We start from the raw sequence: 16893 nt of genomic DNA, 5'->3' as shown, positions 1-16893 counted from the left end.
ATGTGTGGCTAAGAAAAAGAAAAGCACATCCGCACGCTCAGCACTGGGCTCCATTGGTCGCGGCTTAGCCATACTCTGGCACTACCTTGCTAAATTTTTAGGTGCATCAGTTCGATTCGTTGCTCGCGGTGCGCGAGATTTAGATCCGGCACATCATCGAGATGGCGCAGCACTCCTTGTTCTTTTAACTTCACTGGCAGCATTTGCTGGAACTTGGTTTCAGGCAGATAACTATGTGGGGCGCAATCTCTATTCATTTTTCTACGGGGCATTTGGTCGCATCGGTGTTTTAGCACCGCTAGTCCTGCTCTACTTTGCAGTGCGACTCTTTAGAAAACCTGACGATGCTCACGTCACTGGCCGAATCACTATTGGAACGCTCACGCTATTAGTGAGCACAACAGGTTTAGCACACCTGCTCAACGGTTCACTTGGGGCAGTTAATGCAACGGGTGCTACTGCAATCAGAGAAGGCGGTGGCTTACTTGGGTACTGGGTAGCGTTGCCGTTGGTTGCTCTGATGACATCACTGCTTGCTTATCCAGTTCTGATTGCAATCTTTCTCTTTGGGCTTCTCATTATCACTGCCACCCCAATTTCAAAGGTGGGAATTAAACTCAAAGTCATCTTCATCTGGCTCTGGTCTAAAAAGCCATCACGGAGCAAGGATGAGTTTGAGATTTCAGATACGCCACCTTTTGAATCTCCTGTGGTCGCCTGGAATCAGGATGAAGATGAGATTGATGAAGAAGAGTTCGATGAAGAGTTCACCGTTGAGATTCCCAGAGCTCCGTTGGAAGCACAACTTAAAGAGGCTCCGAAAAGTGATAGACGTCCTGAGCAACTCTTGCTCACCAGTGATATTAAATATGAGCTGCCTTCACATGATCTGCTCAAGTTAGGACCTGCTGCAAAGGCGAAGAGCAAAGCTAATGAAGTTGTTGTGGCCTCACTGACTGAAGTATTTAAACAATTTGAAATTGATGCTGAGGTAACAGGCTTTATGCGTGGGCCGACTGTGACGCGCTATGAAGTTGAGCTGGGGAATGCGGTTAAAGTCGAACGAATTACCGCTTTATCGAAGAATATTTCCTATGCTGTTGCAAGCAACGAAGTGCGAATTCTTTCCCCGATTCCGGGTAAATCTGCGGTAGGTATTGAAATTCCTAACGCTGATCGTGAAATTGTCGCCCTCGGTGATGTCATGCGCTCTAGCGTTGCCGGTCAAGATCACCACCCAATGCTGGTTGCACTTGGCAAGGATGTTGAAGGTAATTTTGTCTGTGCAAACCTTGCGAAAATGCCTCACTTATTAGTAGCTGGTGCAACGGGTGCGGGTAAATCTTCCATGATTAACGCCATGATCACCTCGATTTTGATGCGTGCTACACCTGATGATGTGCGCCTGATTTTAATTGATCCAAAGCGCGTGGAACTCACCGCCTATGAAGGTATTCCACATCTGATTACTCCAATCATTACCAATCCGAAGAAGGCAGCGGACGCGCTCACCTGGGTTGTGCGTGAAATGGATCTTCGTTATGAAGATCTTGCAACTTTTGGCTTTAGACATATTGATGATTTCAATAAGGCTGTTCGTGCTGGAAAAGTTGTGACTCCTCCGGGATCAGATCGCATCGTTGAGCCCTACCCGTACTTACTTGTCATCATCGATGAGTTAGCAGACCTCATGATGGTCGCTGCTCGCGAAGTAGAAGAATCGGTAGTGCGAATTACACAGTTGGCAAGATCTGCAGGCATCCACTTAGTGCTAGCTACACAACGCCCAAGTGTGGATGTCGTCACCGGTCTTATTAAGGCCAACGTTCCTTCACGTCTATCTTTTGCAACATCATCACTCGCCGATAGTCGAGTTATTCTCGATAGTCCTGGAGCTGAAAAATTGATTGGCCAAGGTGATGCACTGTTTATCCCAATGGGTGCAAGTCGTGCGATAAGAATTCAAGGTGCTTATGTTTCAGAGCGTGAAATTGAAGCGGTGACAACCCATGTTAAGAAACAACTTTCACCACGTTATCGTGATGACGTTACACAGGTAGCGCAGGTAAATAAGAATATTGATAAAGAAATTGGCGATGATTTAGAGATACTGATTCAAGCTGTTGAGTTAGTAGTAAGCACTCAATTTGGTTCAACTTCTATGTTGCAGCGAAAGTTGCGAGTGGGATTTGCAAAGGCTGGACGATTGATGGATCTGATGGAATCTAGGGGAATCGTAGGACCCTCTGAAGGCTCCAAGGCCAGAACCGTCTTAGTTAAACAAGATGAGATTGACTCTGTGCTTGCCACGCTTCGCGACTATTAACAGCAGGTAAATTTGGTGTGGTTTTTGTGGGTGAGACTTATCTTCACCACCCAGATCTGTTCTCAACCGGGGTAGTTAGTTATTACAATTGCCTTCTTCTCAATACATTTAATGAGGGACCTTCATGAGCACAGGCAGCGAACTACGCGATCAACGCGAGGCTGCTGGCATTTCTAAAGATCAGTTAGCCGCGCTGATTAGTGTGCGAGCCGGATTAATCTCGCAAATGGAGCTCAATGATTTTTCACATTGTGGTGGCGACACCTACGCAAGAGGACACCTTAAAAATATCGCTCTTCGACTTGGTTTAGCCGCAGATTATTTTGTCGAGATGTACAACGCTGAGCACTCATCAGAACATAGAGGTATTCACGATCAGCTCCTTGATAACAATGTTGGAACAATCCCTCGTGAGGCCAGAAAAATATCTTGGAAGTTACCGGCGCTTATCTCTGTTGCCATCTTGGTTGTCGCGGGTTCTATTCAGATCGTAGTATCAAATCAATCCTCGGTAACAACTCCTGAAGTTGTTGCTAAACCATCACCGGTTGCCTCAGTCACACCAGAGGCCACGCCAACACCGGCACCTACCGTTTCCACCTCAGCATCGCCTTCAACCGGATCTGTCTCACTAGTACTAGAAGCCACGCGAGGTAATTCATTTATCAATGTGGTCGTTGATGGCAAGAGTGTTATTAAAGGTTCAATATTTCAAGGTGAAACCAAGAGTTACACTGGTGCCACCTCGGTCAGCATTTACCTGAGTAATCCGGCAGGTGTAGATGTGACACATAATGGAAAATTATTGAGCCCGCTCGGCGGACAGAATCAGGAAATCCGTCGCACCTTTCGCTAATTAAGATTTCTTACCGATAACCCTGTAACATCACCTTCATGTCTCGCACCGTAGCTATTGTCACTATGGGGTGCGCCCGTAACGATGTTGACTCAGAAGAACTCGCTGGCAGATTAGCCGCCGATGGCTGGACCCTGGTCGCAGACGTTGAATCTGCAGAGGTCGCAGTTGTTAATACCTGCGGTTTTATTGAATCAGCGAAGAAGGATTCAATCGATGCCCTCTATGCCGCGAACTCACTTAAAGGTCATGGCACCACAAAGGTAGTTGTAGCCGTGGGTTGCATGGCAGAACGCTATGGAAAAGAGCTGGCCGAGGCGCTTCCGGAGGCAGATGCAATTCTAGGTTTCGATGATTATCAAGATATCTCAGAACGCTTGCAATCAATTATTAGCGGTAATGCACATACGCCACACGTTCCACGCGATCGTCGCGCACTACTTCCCATCGCACCAGTTGAACGCGCAGCTGCGCGTGATGAAAGTTTTGCATCGTCAGTCGGCGCTGGTGGTTCCCTCTTTCGTAAGCGGCTAGGAGATGCACCCTGGGCGCCACTAAAGATTGCTTCAGGCTGCGATCGTCGTTGCTCCTTCTGTGCAATTCCATATTTCAGAGGCTCATTTATCTCACGTAGGCCGACTGAGATTCTGCAAGAAGCCACATGGCTTGCCAATAATGGCGTGAGTGAACTCTTTCTGGTCAGTGAGAACACCACGAGTTATGGCAAGGACCTCGGTGATATCAAGTTGATGGAGAAGATCCTTCATGAATTTGCCGAAATCCCTAGAGTTGAGCGAGTTCGTCTTTCTTACCTGCAGCCTGCCGAAATGCGACCATCACTGCTGCAAGCGATGATTGAGACCGAAAAAGTTGCGCCGTATTTTGATCTCTCTTTCCAACATACCAGCCCTACAGTGTTACGTCGGATGCGCCGTTTTGGTGATTCAGAAAAATTCCTACACCTGATCACGCAAATCCGCGCACTCTCACCCGAGGCCGGAATCAGATCAAATTTCATCGTTGGTTTTCCCGGTGAGACCGAAGCCGATTACAACGATTTAGCTGAATTTATAACGGAAGCAAAGTTAGATGCAGTGGGAGTATTTGGATATTCCGATGAAGATAATACGGAGGCGATAGATCTTTTGGATAAGGTCGCTGATGAGGTAATCCGCCAACGAGTAGAGTCACTGTCATCACTAGCCGATGAGATGGTTTCGGTGCGCGCACAAGCTCGCATCGGTGAACATGTGCGGGTTCTCATTGAAGATGCCGAACTACAAGAAGGACGCGCGGCTCATCAAGGCCCAGAAGTAGATGGCACAACATCATTTATTGGCACCTCATTTGCTGTCGGTGAGTATGTCGATGCGGTGATTATTGAATCGATGGGCGCAGATTTGGTGGCGCAGGCACAATGAGGATTCCTTCATTCATCACACCGAATTGGCTGACAGTTACTCGAATTCTTTTTATTCCGGTGGGTGTCTACTTTCTCTTTCTTGATGGGGGAGATAACGCTGGCAACCAAATAATTGCCTGGACCATATTCTTCTTCTTAGGACTCACAGATTTTGTTGATGGAAAGTGGGCGCGGCAATCGAATCGCATCACAGCCCTTGGCACCTTTCTCGATCCAGTAGCCGATAAAGCACTGATTGGCTCGGCGATGATTTCACTCTCCATCCTTGGCCGCTTTCCGTGGTGGATGACGATACTTATCCTCACCCGTGAAATCGGAATCACAATATTTCGTTTACTTGTCATTCGAGATGGTGTAATTCCTGCCAGCAAGGGCGGAAAGTTAAAGACTTTCTTCCAGGGTTTCGGTGTGGGCTTCTTCGTGCTGCCACTGCCAGCTTCCCTTGATTGGTTTAAGTTCGCATTTATCTCAGTGGCAATCATTTTGACACTCACCAGTGCCTATGAATACATCAACGCCTGGCGCACAAGTGCGGGCAAAGGCAAGGTTAAATAGATGGCCACACAATCTCCAGCGCAATCAATTATTGAAACATTAACTTCCCGTGGTCAGACACTTGCCGTTGCTGAATCTCTGACTGGTGGGGGACTTGGTTTCGCACTTACCCAAGTGCCGGGGGCATCTGCGGTTTTTCTTGGTGGCATCATTTCCTACACAACTGATGTCAAGGTGCACGAACTTGGTGTTGGGCAATCAGTCATTGATCAATACAAAGTAGTCAGTGAAGAGGTAGCGATTGAAATGGCAGAGGGGGCAAAGAATAAGTTTGCAACTACTTGGGCGATTTCAACAACGGGCGTAGCCGGCCCCGGGGATTATCAAGGGGTGCGCGAAGGAACAGTCTGGATCGCAATTCGTGGCCCTATCAATCAAAGCCTGACGCTTACCCTGGATGGCGGGCGCGATGGCGTGCGCCAAGGCGCTATATCCAGCGCAATCGGTACCTTTGCGCGTATCCTTAGCGCTTAGTACCTCACGAGATTCGAAAGGAGCGTTGCCATGGTTCTACTTCGCCAAGCAGTGGGTCACACACTTCGTAACGCTCGCACAAATCAATCTCGCACCCTTCGCGATGTCGCGCGGGAAGCACGCGTTTCACTCGGTTATCTGTCGGAAGTAGAGCGCGGACAGAAAGAAGCTTCTTCTGAACTTCTCAATGCAATCTGCGAAGCGCTCGGCCTGACTCTCTCTTCGGTCATGACCGGGGTAACTCACGAACTCGCATCTCGTGAAAGTGCAAAGCTCTCCGTTGTCGACGCAGCCTAAGTACCTATTGCAAGGCGGGATACACCGCCGTACCGAGAGTGCAATCCTCGAAGGAACAAAGAAACTAATTTCCCAGTTTGGCATCTCTAACGTTTCCATGATTGAAATTGCCGATGCATCTGAAGTATCTCGCGCCACTTTATATAACCACTACCGAGATAAGAGCGCGGTATTACTTGCCCTCTTAACTGCCGAAGTAGAACGACTTGTTGAGTTGGCCGAGCGCGCTGGCACCCCAGCCGATGCGCTAGAAACCTTGTCGCGTGAAGTCTCAGCCGATACCGCACTTGCTTCCATGAGAACACACGATGGGCAGATGCTGATCGCAATCATGTCTCATTCAGAAAATCCGCTCTATCTCACCCTTGCGCAATGCATCTATGGGGCAATCAAATCTGAGGCGGGCACCGGAGTTGCCATGCGCTGGCTGCTTGGACAGGTAATGCAACCAATAACTCCGAAACAATCACGTGAGCAGGCAGAGTTACTCGTCGATCGCACATTGTTTTAAGAGATTTAGCTATGCGCATTTCAGATCTGCGGGAACGCTTAACGCTCTCATTCGGTGAATCCTGGGCGCCATCTTTCGCACACGATATTGCCATCAGCGAGCTTGCATCTATGACAGTCAATGAAGCACTAGCTGCCGGACGGGAAGCCGATGAAATTTGGCGGGCAGTGTGTAAGCAATGTCCGAATGAAACCCAGAAGTACCGGTATTAAGCCCTAAACGGCGATGACTTCTAAGACCCAGGGCTGCAGACCCGCAGCCGGTGTTAAGGCGCAGGGATATTTCTCAGAGACGATGGCATAGAGATCTTCCGGAGTCTGCGGCGTAGCGCGAGATTGCAGCAGCCAGCGCGTGATTTCACCGCGGGTCTTTTTAGACATATGAGTCACCACCGTGCGCACGCCGTTAACCACCGTTGAAACCTTTACCTCCACCGTGATTTCAGGTGGAGCTGTCCATACGCTCTTATAGGTCGAGGAGCGGCAGTCGATAATGAGCTGGCGCTCGCGGGAATCAAGGGCTGCGCCAACACTGGGCCGCATCAACTTGTTATCAATCTTGGCCTTGTAGCTCTCAATGTGATCACTTGGCCCAATAGCCCCGTATTTGGCGGAGATAATGGCGATTACCGATTCACCGCGCTTCTTGGCCGCGGGTGAGAGCGTGGGCCAATCCAGTGCCTGATAGAGGACCCCGGTATAGACCGAGATCGCGGGGGTGGGTTTAGTGGTCGCAAGCTTCTTTTCGGACGGGGGAAGCAGGATCAACATGCGACACACCCTACTTGTCAGTGGCTGCTAATAAGGTTCGAACAGATGTTCGGATATAGTTTCCCTGCACAACCAGAGCGGTGCTCAGCCTTCGCCCACAGCGTCTCTATAACGCCACGGGCCGTAGCAGAGAATTCCGTACCTTCTGGGCCAACTACCAACGGTGGCGCTCGCCAACGTTCGAGATATAAGGAGAAGACAGTGGCTGCTGAAAAATCAAAGCCTGAAGATAACAAATCATCTGACCGTCAAAAGGCGTTAGATACCGCACTTGCCCAAATCGAACGTCAATTTGGTAAAGGCTCAGTAATGAAGATGTCAGATCGACAAGCACAGGTAATCGAAGTAATTCCAACTGGTTCTATCGCACTGGATATCGCACTTGGAATTGGTGGACTACCACGCGGTCGTATCGTTGAAATTTACGGACCAGAATCTTCCGGTAAGACAACTCTTACCTTGCACGCAATCGCAAATGCCCAGAAGGCTGGCGGCATCTGCGCATTTATCGATGCCGAGCACGCATTCGATGCTGAGTATGCAAAGAAGCTTGGCGTTGATATCGATGCGCTCCTTGTCTCACAGCCAGATACTGGTGAGCAAGCACTTGAAATCATGGACATGCTCATTCGTTCAGGTGCACTTGATCTCGTAGTTGTTGACTCGGTTGCAGCGCTGGTACCACGTGCTGAAATCGAAGGCGAGATGGGCGATTCCCATATGGGTCTGCAGGCACGCCTGATGTCACAAGCGCTGCGAAAGATTACTGGCGCACTGCATCAATCAAAGACCACCGCAATCTTTATCAATCAGCTTCGCGAAAAGATTGGCGTCTTCTTCGGTTCACCTGAGACAACAACCGGTGGAAAGGCGCTTAAGTTCTACGCCTCAGTTCGCCTTGATATCCGCCGTATTGAAACGCTCAAAGAGGGAACAGAATCTGTCGGTAACCGTACTCGCGTTAAAGTGGTGAAGAACAAGATGGCGCCACCATTTAAGCAAGCAGAGTTTGACATCATCTACGGTGTGGGAATCTCACGCGAAGGATCAATCATTGACATGGGCGTAGAGCTCGGAATCGTGAAGAAGTCCGGTGCTTGGTACACATACGAGGCAGATCAACTAGGTCAAGGTAAAGAGAATTCACGAGCATTTCTTATCAATAACCCAGATCTAGCAAACGAGATAGAGTCAAAGATTCGTGCCAGCTTCGTGCCCGTTGAAGTCGATGCAGCGCTCATTGCTGAAATCGATGAAGCTGCAGCAGAGGTTGATTTCTAATTTCACTGCAATTTGCAAAGGTTGAGAGAGGCGAGGGCTCTGACCCTTACGAAGTAGCTCACGCAATTGCGCTTAACGCACTTGTGACTCGAGCAAAAAGTAAGGGCGAGCTCCTCGCTCATCTTAAAACCCGTGGCGTAGAAGATGATGTGGCGCATGCTGTCATTTTTCGTCTGCAAGAAAGTGGCCTGGTGAATGATCGTGAATTCGCCCTTGCCTGGGCCACCTCGCGACATGAGCATAAGAAGATTTCAAAGCGCATCATTGCGGGGGAGCTTCGTCAAAAAGGTGTCACCCAAGAGCAGATAGATGAAGCACTTGATGGCATCGATGACGAATCTGAATATCGATCAGCCTTTGAACTTGGCTTTAAGAAATACAACACTATGTCTCGGCTAGCACCTGATGTGCAGGTTCGCCGCATTCAATCGCTCTTAGCCCGTAAAGGCTTTAACTTCACCATTATTTCTCGAGTGCTTAAAGAACTCGATTTACTTAATAACTAACTACTTACCTGATTTCAAATGCTCGCTTAGTCGTTCCGCCGTTGCCACAACTGCAGCGGCATGTAGTCGGCCAGGCTGGCGGCCCAGTCTTTCAATAGGTCCACTAATAGAGACAGCTGCAATAACTTTTCCATTGGGTCCGCGCACGGGGGCGGAGACAGATGCAACGCCGGCTTCACGTTCGCCAACAGATTGCGCCCAACCGCGTCTGCGATCTGCAGCTAGATGTGCTGCTGTGTATCTAGCATTTTTTAACCCGCGATGAATTTTCTCTGAATCTTCCCACGCCATCAAAATTTGGGCCGCAGATCCTGCGTGCATCGTCAGTGATGCACCGATTGGCACAGAGTCACGAAGACCAGATAAACGCTCTGCTACCGCAACACAGATTCGAATATCTCCTTGGCGACGATAAAGTTGGGCAGATTCTCCGGTGGCATCGCGCAGGGCGGCCAGTGCCGGAGTTGCCACTGCAATCAGGCGATCTTCACCGGCTGCAGCTGCTAACTCACCTGAACGAGGCCCGATAATAAAGCGACCATTGAGATCGCGTGACACAAGATGATGAAATTCCAAGGCAACGGCGAGCCTATGAGCTGTGGGACGGGCAATTCCAGTGGCGGCTACGAGTTCGGCCAGGGAGTGAGGCCCTGATTCCAGCGTGGCCAGGATGTATACGGCTTTATCTAAGACGCCGACTCCGCTATTCTTCTTATCCACAGAGTGATATTAGCATCCCATTCTGTGAGACGCAATTTAGTGAACGCAAAGATGAGGAGCACCAGAGATTATGGGTAAAACACTCGCGGAGAAGATTTGGGATGACCATATCGTTCGTAGCGCAGAAGGTGAACCTGATCTGCTCTATATCGATCTGCATCTGATCCATGAAGTAACAAGTCCACAAGCTTTCGATGGTCTGCGTCTTGCGGGTCGCCCAGTGCGTCGTGCTGATCTGACAATTGCAACCGAAGATCACAACACGCCAACGCTAGATATTCTCAAGCCGATTGCTGATCCGGTTTCAAAGTTGCAGATCGATACTTTGCGCAGCAATGCGAAAGAATTTGGTGTCCGTCTTCACTCACTGGGAGATGCCGACCAAGGCGTAGTTCACGTTGTTGGCCCGCAGCTTGGAATTACCCAGCCAGGCATGACTATTGTTTGTGGAGATTCACATACTTCCACCCATGGTGCATTTGGCGCAATCGCATTTGGTATTGGTACCTCAGAGGTAGAACACGTTCTTGCAACACAGACGCTGCCATCACGTCGACCAAAGACAATGGCTATAAATGTTGAGGGAACACTCAAAGCTGGCGTGAGTGCGAAAGATATTATTCTTGCAATTATTGCCCAGATTGGTACCGGCGGCGGCCAGGGATACATCATTGAATACCGCGGTTCTGCAATTCGAGCACTGTCTATGGAAGGCCGCATGACGGTCTGCAACATGTCCATTGAAGCCGGAGCGCGTGCGGGGCTAATCGCACCAGATCAGAAGACATTTGATTACATCAAGGGCAAGCCACATGCACCGGAGGATTTCCAGGGCGCTCAGAAGTATTGGCAGAGCTTGTTTACCGATGCTGATGCAAAATTCGATGTTGAAATCACAATCAATGCAGATGAGCTAGAACCATTTGTCACATGGGGTACTAACCCAGGACAAGGGCTACCGCTCAATGCATCAGTTCCCAATCCTGCTGAGATTAAAGATGCCGAAGAGCGTGGAGCTGCCGAACGCGCTCTGCAATACATGGGACTAGTAGCCGGAACGCCACTAAAGAAGATAGCTATTGACACTGTTTTCTTGGGCTCTTGCACCAATGGCCGGATCGAAGATTTACGTGCTGCTGCTTCAATTTTGGAAGGTAAGAAGATTGCAACCACGCTACGCATGCTGGTAGTTCCTGGCTCTGAACGAGTACGTCAGCAAGCAATGACGGAGGGGCTAGATAAAGTCTTCACCGATGCCGGCGCTGAATGGCGTAATGCTGGATGCTCCATGTGCTTGGGCATGAATCCAGATCAACTTGCCGTTGGAGAACGTTCGGCATCTACATCTAATCGAAACTTTGAAGGGCGACAAGGAAAAGGTGGACGTACTCACCTGGTCAGCCCATTAGTTGCTGCCGCAACAGCTATTCGCGGCACACTTTCATCACCGGCAGATTTGTAAGAGAGGCTAAGAAAATGGATAAGTTTATTAAACACACTGGAACCGGCGTTCCACTACGTCGCAGCAATGTTGATACCGATCAGATCATCCCGGCTGTCTATTTAAAGCGTGTGACACGTAGTGGCTTCGAAGATGGTCTCTTCTCAGCTTGGCGCTCAGATCCTGAATTTGTACTTAATAAGCAAGAGTTCAAGAGTGGCACCGTGCTTGTGGCCGGGCCAGAGTTTGGAACTGGATCATCGCGCGAACATGCGGTCTGGGCGCTACAAAACTACGGTTTCAAGGTAGTGATCTCTAGCCGCTTTGCAGATATCTTCCGAAACAACTCCCTCAAAGGTGGATTATTGACCGTCATAGTTCCACAGGCGGTCGTTGACGCTCTTTGGGATGCAATCGAGAGCGAGCCAACCACTGCAATTACCGTCGACCTTGAGGCGCGCACAGTTTCCTATAACGCCATCACGGTGAGCTTTGAACTCGATGATTACACCCGCTGGCGCCTCATGGAGGGGCTAGATGACATCGGATTAACCTTGAAGCACACTGATTCCATCGACGCTTTTGAAGCAAAGCGCCCGGCATATAAGCCAAAGACGCTACCCATACGGATTTAAACCCACTTCACGTGTGAAAATGAGCGTGTAGTAATGCTTTTTTTCAAGGGGTGAGTGGGATGTGTAAAACCCTCAATTAAAGAATGAGAGTTTTTTACGCACAAATAAGCAATTTTTAGGGAAATAATTCGTTGCGACACGCGCGCGTTAATAACGCTCTCACCCCATGAATAGGTTTATGTTTTACGCAGTTAGGCAAAAGCTTAATTATTTAAGCGTAAAACTTCTCATTAAGGGGAAACTGAATGAATAAGGCCCAGTTCATCGCTGCGTTGGCCCCACACTTCAACGGCAGCAAGAAAGATGCAGCACACGCTGTAGATGTAGTTTTTGACACAATCGTTCGTAACATGTCAGCCGGAAACGACGTCATGATCAACGATTTCGGTAAGTTCAAGAAGGTTGATCGCAAGGCACGTATGGGTCGTAACCCATTCACCGGCGAGACAATCAAGATCAAGGCGTCAAAGAAGGCACGTTTCCTTCCTGCAAAGGCACTCAAGGAAATTATTGCTGGAGATCGCAAACTTGGTCCAGCTCCTAAGCCAGAAGTTAAGGCAGCACCTAAGGCAGCAGCGAAGAAAGCTGTAGCTAAGAAGAAGCCAGCAGCGAAGAAGAAGCCAGCAGCTAAGAAGAAGGTTGCTAAGAAGGCTCCTGCAAAGCGCAAGCCAGCAAAGAAGGCAGTTAAGAGACGTTAATTCTTAACACTTTTCACAAGAAGGAGTCTTGCGAAAGCAAGGCTCCTTCTTGCTTTCCCCGTTACCATAGCGAACATGGCAGAGTTCAAGCTTTCTTATGAACCGCCACGTGGTTTTCCACTAGGCACAAATCTCACCTATAAAGTCTTTGCAGCTATTTTGATTCCAATTTTCAATCTCTTTATGAGCAGAGATTGGAAAGGGGCGCAGAATATTCCAGCCCAGGGCAGAGTCATCGTCGCAAGCAATCACATGTCCTATCTCGATGTCCTGGTCTTCACGCACTTTCTTTTTCGAAATGGCAGAGCCCCTCGATATCTTGGCAAGGTTGGGGTTTTTCGAGTTCCCGTGGTTGGCAAAATTCTTTTAGCATCTGGTCAGATTCCGGTGGAGCGAGAAACTATCGATGCTAAGAATGCAGTCGATCATGCAAAGATTCTGCTGGAGTCCGGACATATGCTCGGTGTTTATCCGGAAGGAACTCTTACCCGAGATGGGCAGATGTGGCCCATGATTGCCAAGACGGGGTGCGCGCGCCTTGCGCTAGAAACAGATACGCCCGTCATCCCGATTGCGCAGTGGGGCTCACAACTTGTCGTTCCGAATTACACAAAGCGAGTAAAACTCTTTCCGCGCAAGACAATTGTCATTAGAGCTGGCAAGCCGGTCGATCTCTCGCCTTGGAAAGGAAAGCACGAGGACCCCCAGGCGCTGATTGAAGCAACAGCTAAAATCATGCGAGAAATTACCGTCCTGCTCGAGGATATTCGTGGTGAGAAGCGACCTGAAGTAATCTTTGACCCGCACACATCAGATCTTCCACGGATAGGTAACTTTAAGAAGAAGAGAGCATGAGCAAAGTAACTGTTTTCGGTGCCGGCGCCTGGGGTTCAACCATGGCGCAGGTCTTAAGTGATGCGGGAAATGAAGTACTCCTTTGGGGTCGCAGTGAATCTGTCATCACAGAAATCTCCACCGCTCATACCAATGTGAAGTATTTAGGTAGCCACATACTGCCCGATGACATCATTGCGACTACCAGTCTGGACGATGCATTCGCGTTCTCGCAGATGTATGTACTTGCAATCCCTGCGCAAGAGATCCGGGCAACACTGGAAGATTGGAAGGCTCGCTTTCCATCGGACTGCACCATTGTGAGTACCCTCAAAGGAATTGAAATATCCACTCAAATGCGTATGACCGAGGTTATTGAAGACGTTCTCGGTGTGCATAAGATTGCAATCATTACCGGACCTAACTTGGCCGATGAACTTGTGCTTCGTCAGCCCGCCGGCGCTGTTGCTGCGGCAACGTCGCAAGTGCTAGCTGATCAGATTAGAGAGTTATTTCGCACTCCCTATTATCGTGTCTATACATCAACTGATGTCATGGGCTGCGAACTTGCTGGCGCCATTAAGAGTGTTATCGCACTAGCGGTTGGGCTATCAATTGGCATGGGCTTTGGCGAAAATACCCAAGCGATGTTAATTACCCGCGGGCTTAATGAAGTCGCACGATTATGTGCAGCCCACGGCTCTGATCCGTTATCTGCCGCCGGCTTAGCAGGCATGGGAGATCTTGTTGCCAGTTGCGGCTCGCCACTTTCGCGCAATAGAACCTTTGGTGAAGTCATTGGTCGCACAGGTTCTATGAGCGCTGCCCGCGCACAGATGGTGAAAACTGTCGAAGGCGTTGCATCATCGAGTGCGGTACTTGAAATTGCCCATCGCGTGGGTATCGAAGTTCCCGTAATTGAAGCAGTAGCTGACATTGTGAGTGAAAAACTCACTCCAGAAGCAGCGTTACAAAGATTGATGGAGATAACCACCAAAGCTGAAAACTTCATCCGATGACACAGCGCGTAGCAATTATTTGTGGTGGACGTAGTAGTGAGCATGAAATCTCGTGTATCTCTGCCGGGGGAGTCCTTGCCGCCATTGATCGCACAGCCTATGAACCCATTCTGATTGGAATTACCAAAGAAGGCTCATGGGTTTTGATTCCAGAAGATCACACCATGGCAATCGTTAATGGTGTTCTTCCATCTGTTCCACAGAACGCTCCAGCAGTTGTTGTCGATGTTGCCGGATTTTCTAGTGGTGGAAAAGATTTGAAGATAGATATCGTATTTCCGTTATTGCACGGTCCATATGGTGAGGATGGAACTATTCAAGGACTGCTTGAGATGGCAGATATGCCGTATGTGGGTTCCGGAGTTCTTGCATCGGCTGTGGCGATGGATAAATCATTTGCCAAGCCAATATTTGCTTCCCACGACATTGCAACTGTTCCGGGAATAGTCGTTAAAGAAGGTGCCTGGAAATCTAGTGCGGCTGCCATTACGAAAGAGATTGCAGGTCTGGGTTATCCAGTATTTGTTAAGCCGGCACGTGGTGGATCTTCGCGCGGGACAACAAAGGTAAAGAGCGCCGACCAGTTACCAGCTGCAGTTGCCGAAGCCCACCGCTTTGACTCGAAAGCAATGGTGGAAAAGGCGATAGTTGGCTCTGAGATTGAATGCGCTGTCCTAGAAATTGATGATGCTCCGCAAGCCTCGGTTGCCGGAATGATTCATATCGATTCTAGATTTGAGTTCTATGACTTTGAAGCAAAGTACTTAGATGGTGCAACCTCGATAGAACTTCCAGCACCTATAGATAGCGCAATTGCAGAAAAGATCCGTAACTCTGCAATCAAAGCATTTTTAGCACTTGGCTGTTCTGGCCTTGCCAGAGTGGATTTCTTCCTGAGCGAAAAAGGTGAAGTGATTATTAATGAGCTCAATACGATGCCTGGATTTACGGCGACTTCGGTATTTCCAAAGATGTGGGCTGCAACGGGAATTGGGTATTCCGAAGTTATTACGCATTTATTAGAGGGAGCGCAAAAGCGCACCAATGGGGTGCTGGGTAATTAATTAGTTACGGGACAAGTAAGTGTGCGAGTAATACCTGGAACCGCTTGAACCTTCGAGAGAATTGCGCGTCCGAAATCTTCCATCGATGGCGACTCTGCGCGCATGATGACATCGTATGGACCAGTAACGCCTTCAGCGAGTGAAACTCCTGGGATTGACTTGATGGCATTAGCAACGGATGAGGCCTTGCCTACCTCAGTTTGAATCAAGATATAAGCCTGTATAGACATTTGAGTTCCTTTCGCTTCGCCCTAACGTTATCTCATGTCATAGGCTTATGGCTATGGGGTTTAGTGAAGCGGATGTGATCTCCGTACTTAAGGAAGTTTTTGCAACCACTGACCCCCGTCTGCTAGTCGGAATTGGTGATGACGCTGCTGTCGTTCAGGGCGCAGAGCGTCAAGTAATCACAACCGACGTTGCTGTTGCAGGGGTGCATTTTCGAACCGACTGGTCATCACCCTTTGATATCGGGCGCAAAATTACCGCAGCTAATGTTGCCGACGTTCTGGCTATGGGTGCTACCTGTGATTACTTAGTTGCTGCAGTGACCCTGACGGGCACCGAAGATTTAACTTGGATTGAACAACTTGCTCGTGGCATGAAAGCTGAGGCAGATCGTGCGGGAGCATTGATTGTTGGTGGAGATATTGCTCGCTCATCGGTGATAACGATTGCTATGACGGCAGTGGGTCGCTGTGATGCGCCCATACTTCGAAGCGGTGCCCGCGCTGGTGATGACATCTTTATCTCCTCACTTACTGGCTGGTCTGCTGCAGGTCTTGCACTGCTCTCGAAAGAGAAGCCACCTGCAGGAGCAATTGCCACAAAAGCGATTTCAGAATTTTCTGCTCCCACACTTGATTACGAATTGGATTTTTCTCAGGCAAGCGCGCTTTGTGACATCAGTGATTCACTTCTGATTCAGGCCCAGCAATTGGCTGCGGCATCAGGTGTGTGCCTGCACTTTGAGACTGAGTTCTTTCAAGAGATAGAAGAGTTTGCAGAGCTACAAAAACTAGCAATTGATAGCGGCTGTGATGTGTGGGATTGGGTCTTAGGCGGGGGAGAAGATCATGTATTTCTTGCAACCGGTAAAGACTTACCCGGAGTGCGCGTAGGAAGAGTTATGTCAGGTTCTGGAATTTCGGGGATAGAAATGAAAAAGGCCCCAGTTTCCTGGAGCCATTTCAATTAAAAGAATTTAGCGTGTGACTTTGCCGGCTTTAAGGCATGAAGTGCAAACGTTCTGACGCTTTGATGATCCGCCTACTAAAGTCTTTACGCGCTGAATATTTGGATTCCAACGGCGACGTGTCTTCACCTGTGAGTGTGAAACGTTATTGCCAAAGCTTGGTCCCTTGCCACAGATGTCGCATGAAGATGCCATGGGTGGTTCTCCTTCTAGATTAAACGCTCGTAATCGAACAGGGCGTAAGGGTAGCAAGAGGGGCGGCTTTGGGCGAATCCGATGAAATTTATG

The 16893-nt window shown here is 49.1% G+C and carries 20 protein-coding genes and 1 pseudogene; 17 read left to right on the top strand and 4 right to left on the bottom strand.

Features of this window, described 5'->3' with window-relative positions; all coding sequences use genetic code 11:
- Nucleotides 1-4 precede the first annotated feature (4 nt).
- From A1sIIB76_RS04235 to A1sIIB76_RS04200, 8 genes and pseudogenes are all read left to right on the top strand, one after another.
- Nucleotides 5-2326: an FtsK/SpoIIIE family DNA translocase gene (locus A1sIIB76_RS04235; protein WP_190277034.1), complete on the top strand. Its 2322-nt coding sequence runs from the start codon at nucleotides 5-7 to the stop codon at nucleotides 2324-2326.
- A 124-nt stretch (nucleotides 2327-2450) separates the two neighbouring features.
- Complete coding sequence (locus A1sIIB76_RS04230; RefSeq protein WP_095674980.1) at nucleotides 2451-3182, top strand: helix-turn-helix domain-containing protein; 732 nt, start codon at nucleotides 2451-2453, stop codon at nucleotides 3180-3182.
- 38 nt (nucleotides 3183-3220) lie between these two features.
- A complete protein-coding gene (gene rimO / locus A1sIIB76_RS04225) occupies nucleotides 3221-4603 on the top strand; it encodes a 30S ribosomal protein S12 methylthiotransferase RimO (RefSeq protein ID WP_095674979.1) in 1383 nt (460 codons plus the stop codon).
- Nucleotides 4600-5160, top strand: a complete 561-nt coding sequence (gene pgsA / locus A1sIIB76_RS04220; RefSeq protein WP_095674978.1) for a CDP-diacylglycerol--glycerol-3-phosphate 3-phosphatidyltransferase — start codon at nucleotides 4600-4602, stop codon at nucleotides 5158-5160. The genes rimO and pgsA overlap by 4 nt, the downstream gene beginning before the upstream one ends.
- The gene (locus A1sIIB76_RS04215; protein WP_095674977.1) at nucleotides 5161-5634 is read left to right on the top strand and encodes a CinA family protein; all 474 of its coding nucleotides are present in this window, start codon (nucleotides 5161-5163) and stop codon (nucleotides 5632-5634) included. It abuts the gene before it with no gap.
- Nucleotides 5635-5664: 30 nt separating this feature from the next.
- Nucleotides 5665-5854: pseudogene (locus tag A1sIIB76_RS04210) on the top strand (helix-turn-helix domain-containing protein); the annotation flags it as partial.
- Between the two features lie 60 nt (nucleotides 5855-5914).
- Nucleotides 5915-6442 (top strand): TetR/AcrR family transcriptional regulator, encoded by a 528-nt coding sequence (locus tag A1sIIB76_RS04205; RefSeq protein ID WP_223298323.1) that lies wholly within the window; start codon nucleotides 5915-5917, stop codon nucleotides 6440-6442.
- An 11-nt stretch (nucleotides 6443-6453) separates the two neighbouring features.
- Nucleotides 6454-6654: a DUF3046 domain-containing protein gene (locus A1sIIB76_RS04200; protein WP_095674974.1), complete on the top strand. Its 201-nt coding sequence runs from the start codon at nucleotides 6454-6456 to the stop codon at nucleotides 6652-6654.
- A gap of 3 nt (nucleotides 6655-6657) precedes the next feature.
- Here the strand turns inward: A1sIIB76_RS04200 and yaaA are convergent, their stop codons facing one another.
- Nucleotides 6658-7212: a peroxide stress protein YaaA gene (gene yaaA / locus A1sIIB76_RS04195; protein WP_095697084.1), complete on the bottom strand. Its 555-nt coding sequence runs from the start codon at nucleotides 7210-7212 to the stop codon at nucleotides 6658-6660.
- Between the two features lie 201 nt (nucleotides 7213-7413).
- On the opposite strand from yaaA, the gene recA reads away from it, so the two are divergent.
- Entirely contained in the window at nucleotides 7414-8493 is a 1080-nt protein-coding gene (gene recA / locus A1sIIB76_RS04190; protein ID WP_095674972.1) for a recombinase RecA, read from the top strand.
- Entirely contained in the window at nucleotides 8493-8999 is a 507-nt protein-coding gene (locus A1sIIB76_RS04185; RefSeq protein WP_420021859.1) for a regulatory protein RecX, read from the top strand. Before recA ends, A1sIIB76_RS04185 begins: the two co-directional genes overlap by 1 nt.
- Here the strand turns inward: A1sIIB76_RS04185 and A1sIIB76_RS04180 are convergent, their stop codons facing one another.
- The gene (locus tag A1sIIB76_RS04180) at nucleotides 9000-9719 is read right to left on the bottom strand and encodes an IclR family transcriptional regulator (protein WP_095697082.1); all 720 of its coding nucleotides are present in this window, start codon (nucleotides 9717-9719) and stop codon (nucleotides 9000-9002) included.
- A 70-nt stretch (nucleotides 9720-9789) separates the two neighbouring features.
- Between A1sIIB76_RS04180 and leuC the strand changes: the two genes are divergently transcribed.
- The 6 genes from leuC to A1sIIB76_RS04150 all read left to right on the top strand — a co-directional run bounded on the left by leuC (nucleotide 9790) and on the right by A1sIIB76_RS04150 (nucleotide 15410).
- Nucleotides 9790-11181 carry a 3-isopropylmalate dehydratase large subunit gene (leuC, locus tag A1sIIB76_RS04175; protein WP_095684829.1) on the top strand — a complete coding sequence of 464 codons (1392 nt, stop codon included), beginning with the start codon at nucleotides 9790-9792 and terminating at the stop codon, nucleotides 11179-11181.
- A 14-nt stretch (nucleotides 11182-11195) separates the two neighbouring features.
- The gene (gene leuD, locus A1sIIB76_RS04170) at nucleotides 11196-11795 is read left to right on the top strand and encodes a 3-isopropylmalate dehydratase small subunit (RefSeq protein WP_095674968.1); all 600 of its coding nucleotides are present in this window, start codon (nucleotides 11196-11198) and stop codon (nucleotides 11793-11795) included.
- A gap of 245 nt (nucleotides 11796-12040) precedes the next feature.
- Nucleotides 12041-12493 carry an HU family DNA-binding protein gene (locus tag A1sIIB76_RS06955; protein ID WP_095684827.1) on the top strand — a complete coding sequence of 151 codons (453 nt, stop codon included), beginning with the start codon at nucleotides 12041-12043 and terminating at the stop codon, nucleotides 12491-12493.
- A gap of 75 nt (nucleotides 12494-12568) precedes the next feature.
- Nucleotides 12569-13348 carry a lysophospholipid acyltransferase family protein gene (locus A1sIIB76_RS04160; protein WP_095684826.1) on the top strand — a complete coding sequence of 260 codons (780 nt, stop codon included), beginning with the start codon at nucleotides 12569-12571 and terminating at the stop codon, nucleotides 13346-13348.
- A complete protein-coding gene (locus tag A1sIIB76_RS04155; protein WP_095697081.1) occupies nucleotides 13345-14346 on the top strand; it encodes an NAD(P)H-dependent glycerol-3-phosphate dehydrogenase in 1002 nt (333 codons plus the stop codon). The genes A1sIIB76_RS04160 and A1sIIB76_RS04155 overlap by 4 nt, the downstream gene beginning before the upstream one ends.
- Nucleotides 14343-15410, top strand: coding sequence for a D-alanine--D-alanine ligase family protein (locus tag A1sIIB76_RS04150; protein WP_095697080.1), 1068 nt, complete (start codon nucleotides 14343-14345; stop codon nucleotides 15408-15410). The genes A1sIIB76_RS04155 and A1sIIB76_RS04150 overlap by 4 nt, the downstream gene beginning before the upstream one ends.
- Here A1sIIB76_RS04150 and A1sIIB76_RS04145 read toward each other — a convergent pair.
- Nucleotides 15407-15640, bottom strand: a complete 234-nt coding sequence (locus A1sIIB76_RS04145) for an Lrp/AsnC family transcriptional regulator (RefSeq protein ID WP_095697079.1) — start codon at nucleotides 15638-15640, stop codon at nucleotides 15407-15409. The genes A1sIIB76_RS04150 and A1sIIB76_RS04145 overlap by 4 nt on opposite strands.
- Nucleotides 15641-15693: 53 nt before the next feature.
- On the opposite strand from A1sIIB76_RS04145, the gene thiL reads away from it, so the two are divergent.
- Entirely contained in the window at nucleotides 15694-16608 is a 915-nt protein-coding gene (gene thiL, locus A1sIIB76_RS04140) for a thiamine-phosphate kinase (RefSeq protein ID WP_095697078.1), read from the top strand.
- Between the two features lie 6 nt (nucleotides 16609-16614).
- Here thiL and rpmB read toward each other — a convergent pair whose 3' ends face one another.
- Nucleotides 16615-16800: a 50S ribosomal protein L28 gene (rpmB, locus tag A1sIIB76_RS04135; RefSeq protein WP_095674961.1), complete on the bottom strand. Its 186-nt coding sequence runs from the start codon at nucleotides 16798-16800 to the stop codon at nucleotides 16615-16617.
- Nucleotides 16801-16893: the final 93 nt, after the last annotated feature.

Origin of the sequence: Candidatus Planktophila versatilis (assembly GCF_002288265.1) — a bacterium.
In the GTDB taxonomy this organism is placed as follows: Bacteria; Actinomycetota; Actinomycetes; order Nanopelagicales; family Nanopelagicaceae; genus Planktophila; species Planktophila versatilis.
This window is presented reverse-complemented; position numbering and strand designations above follow the sequence as displayed.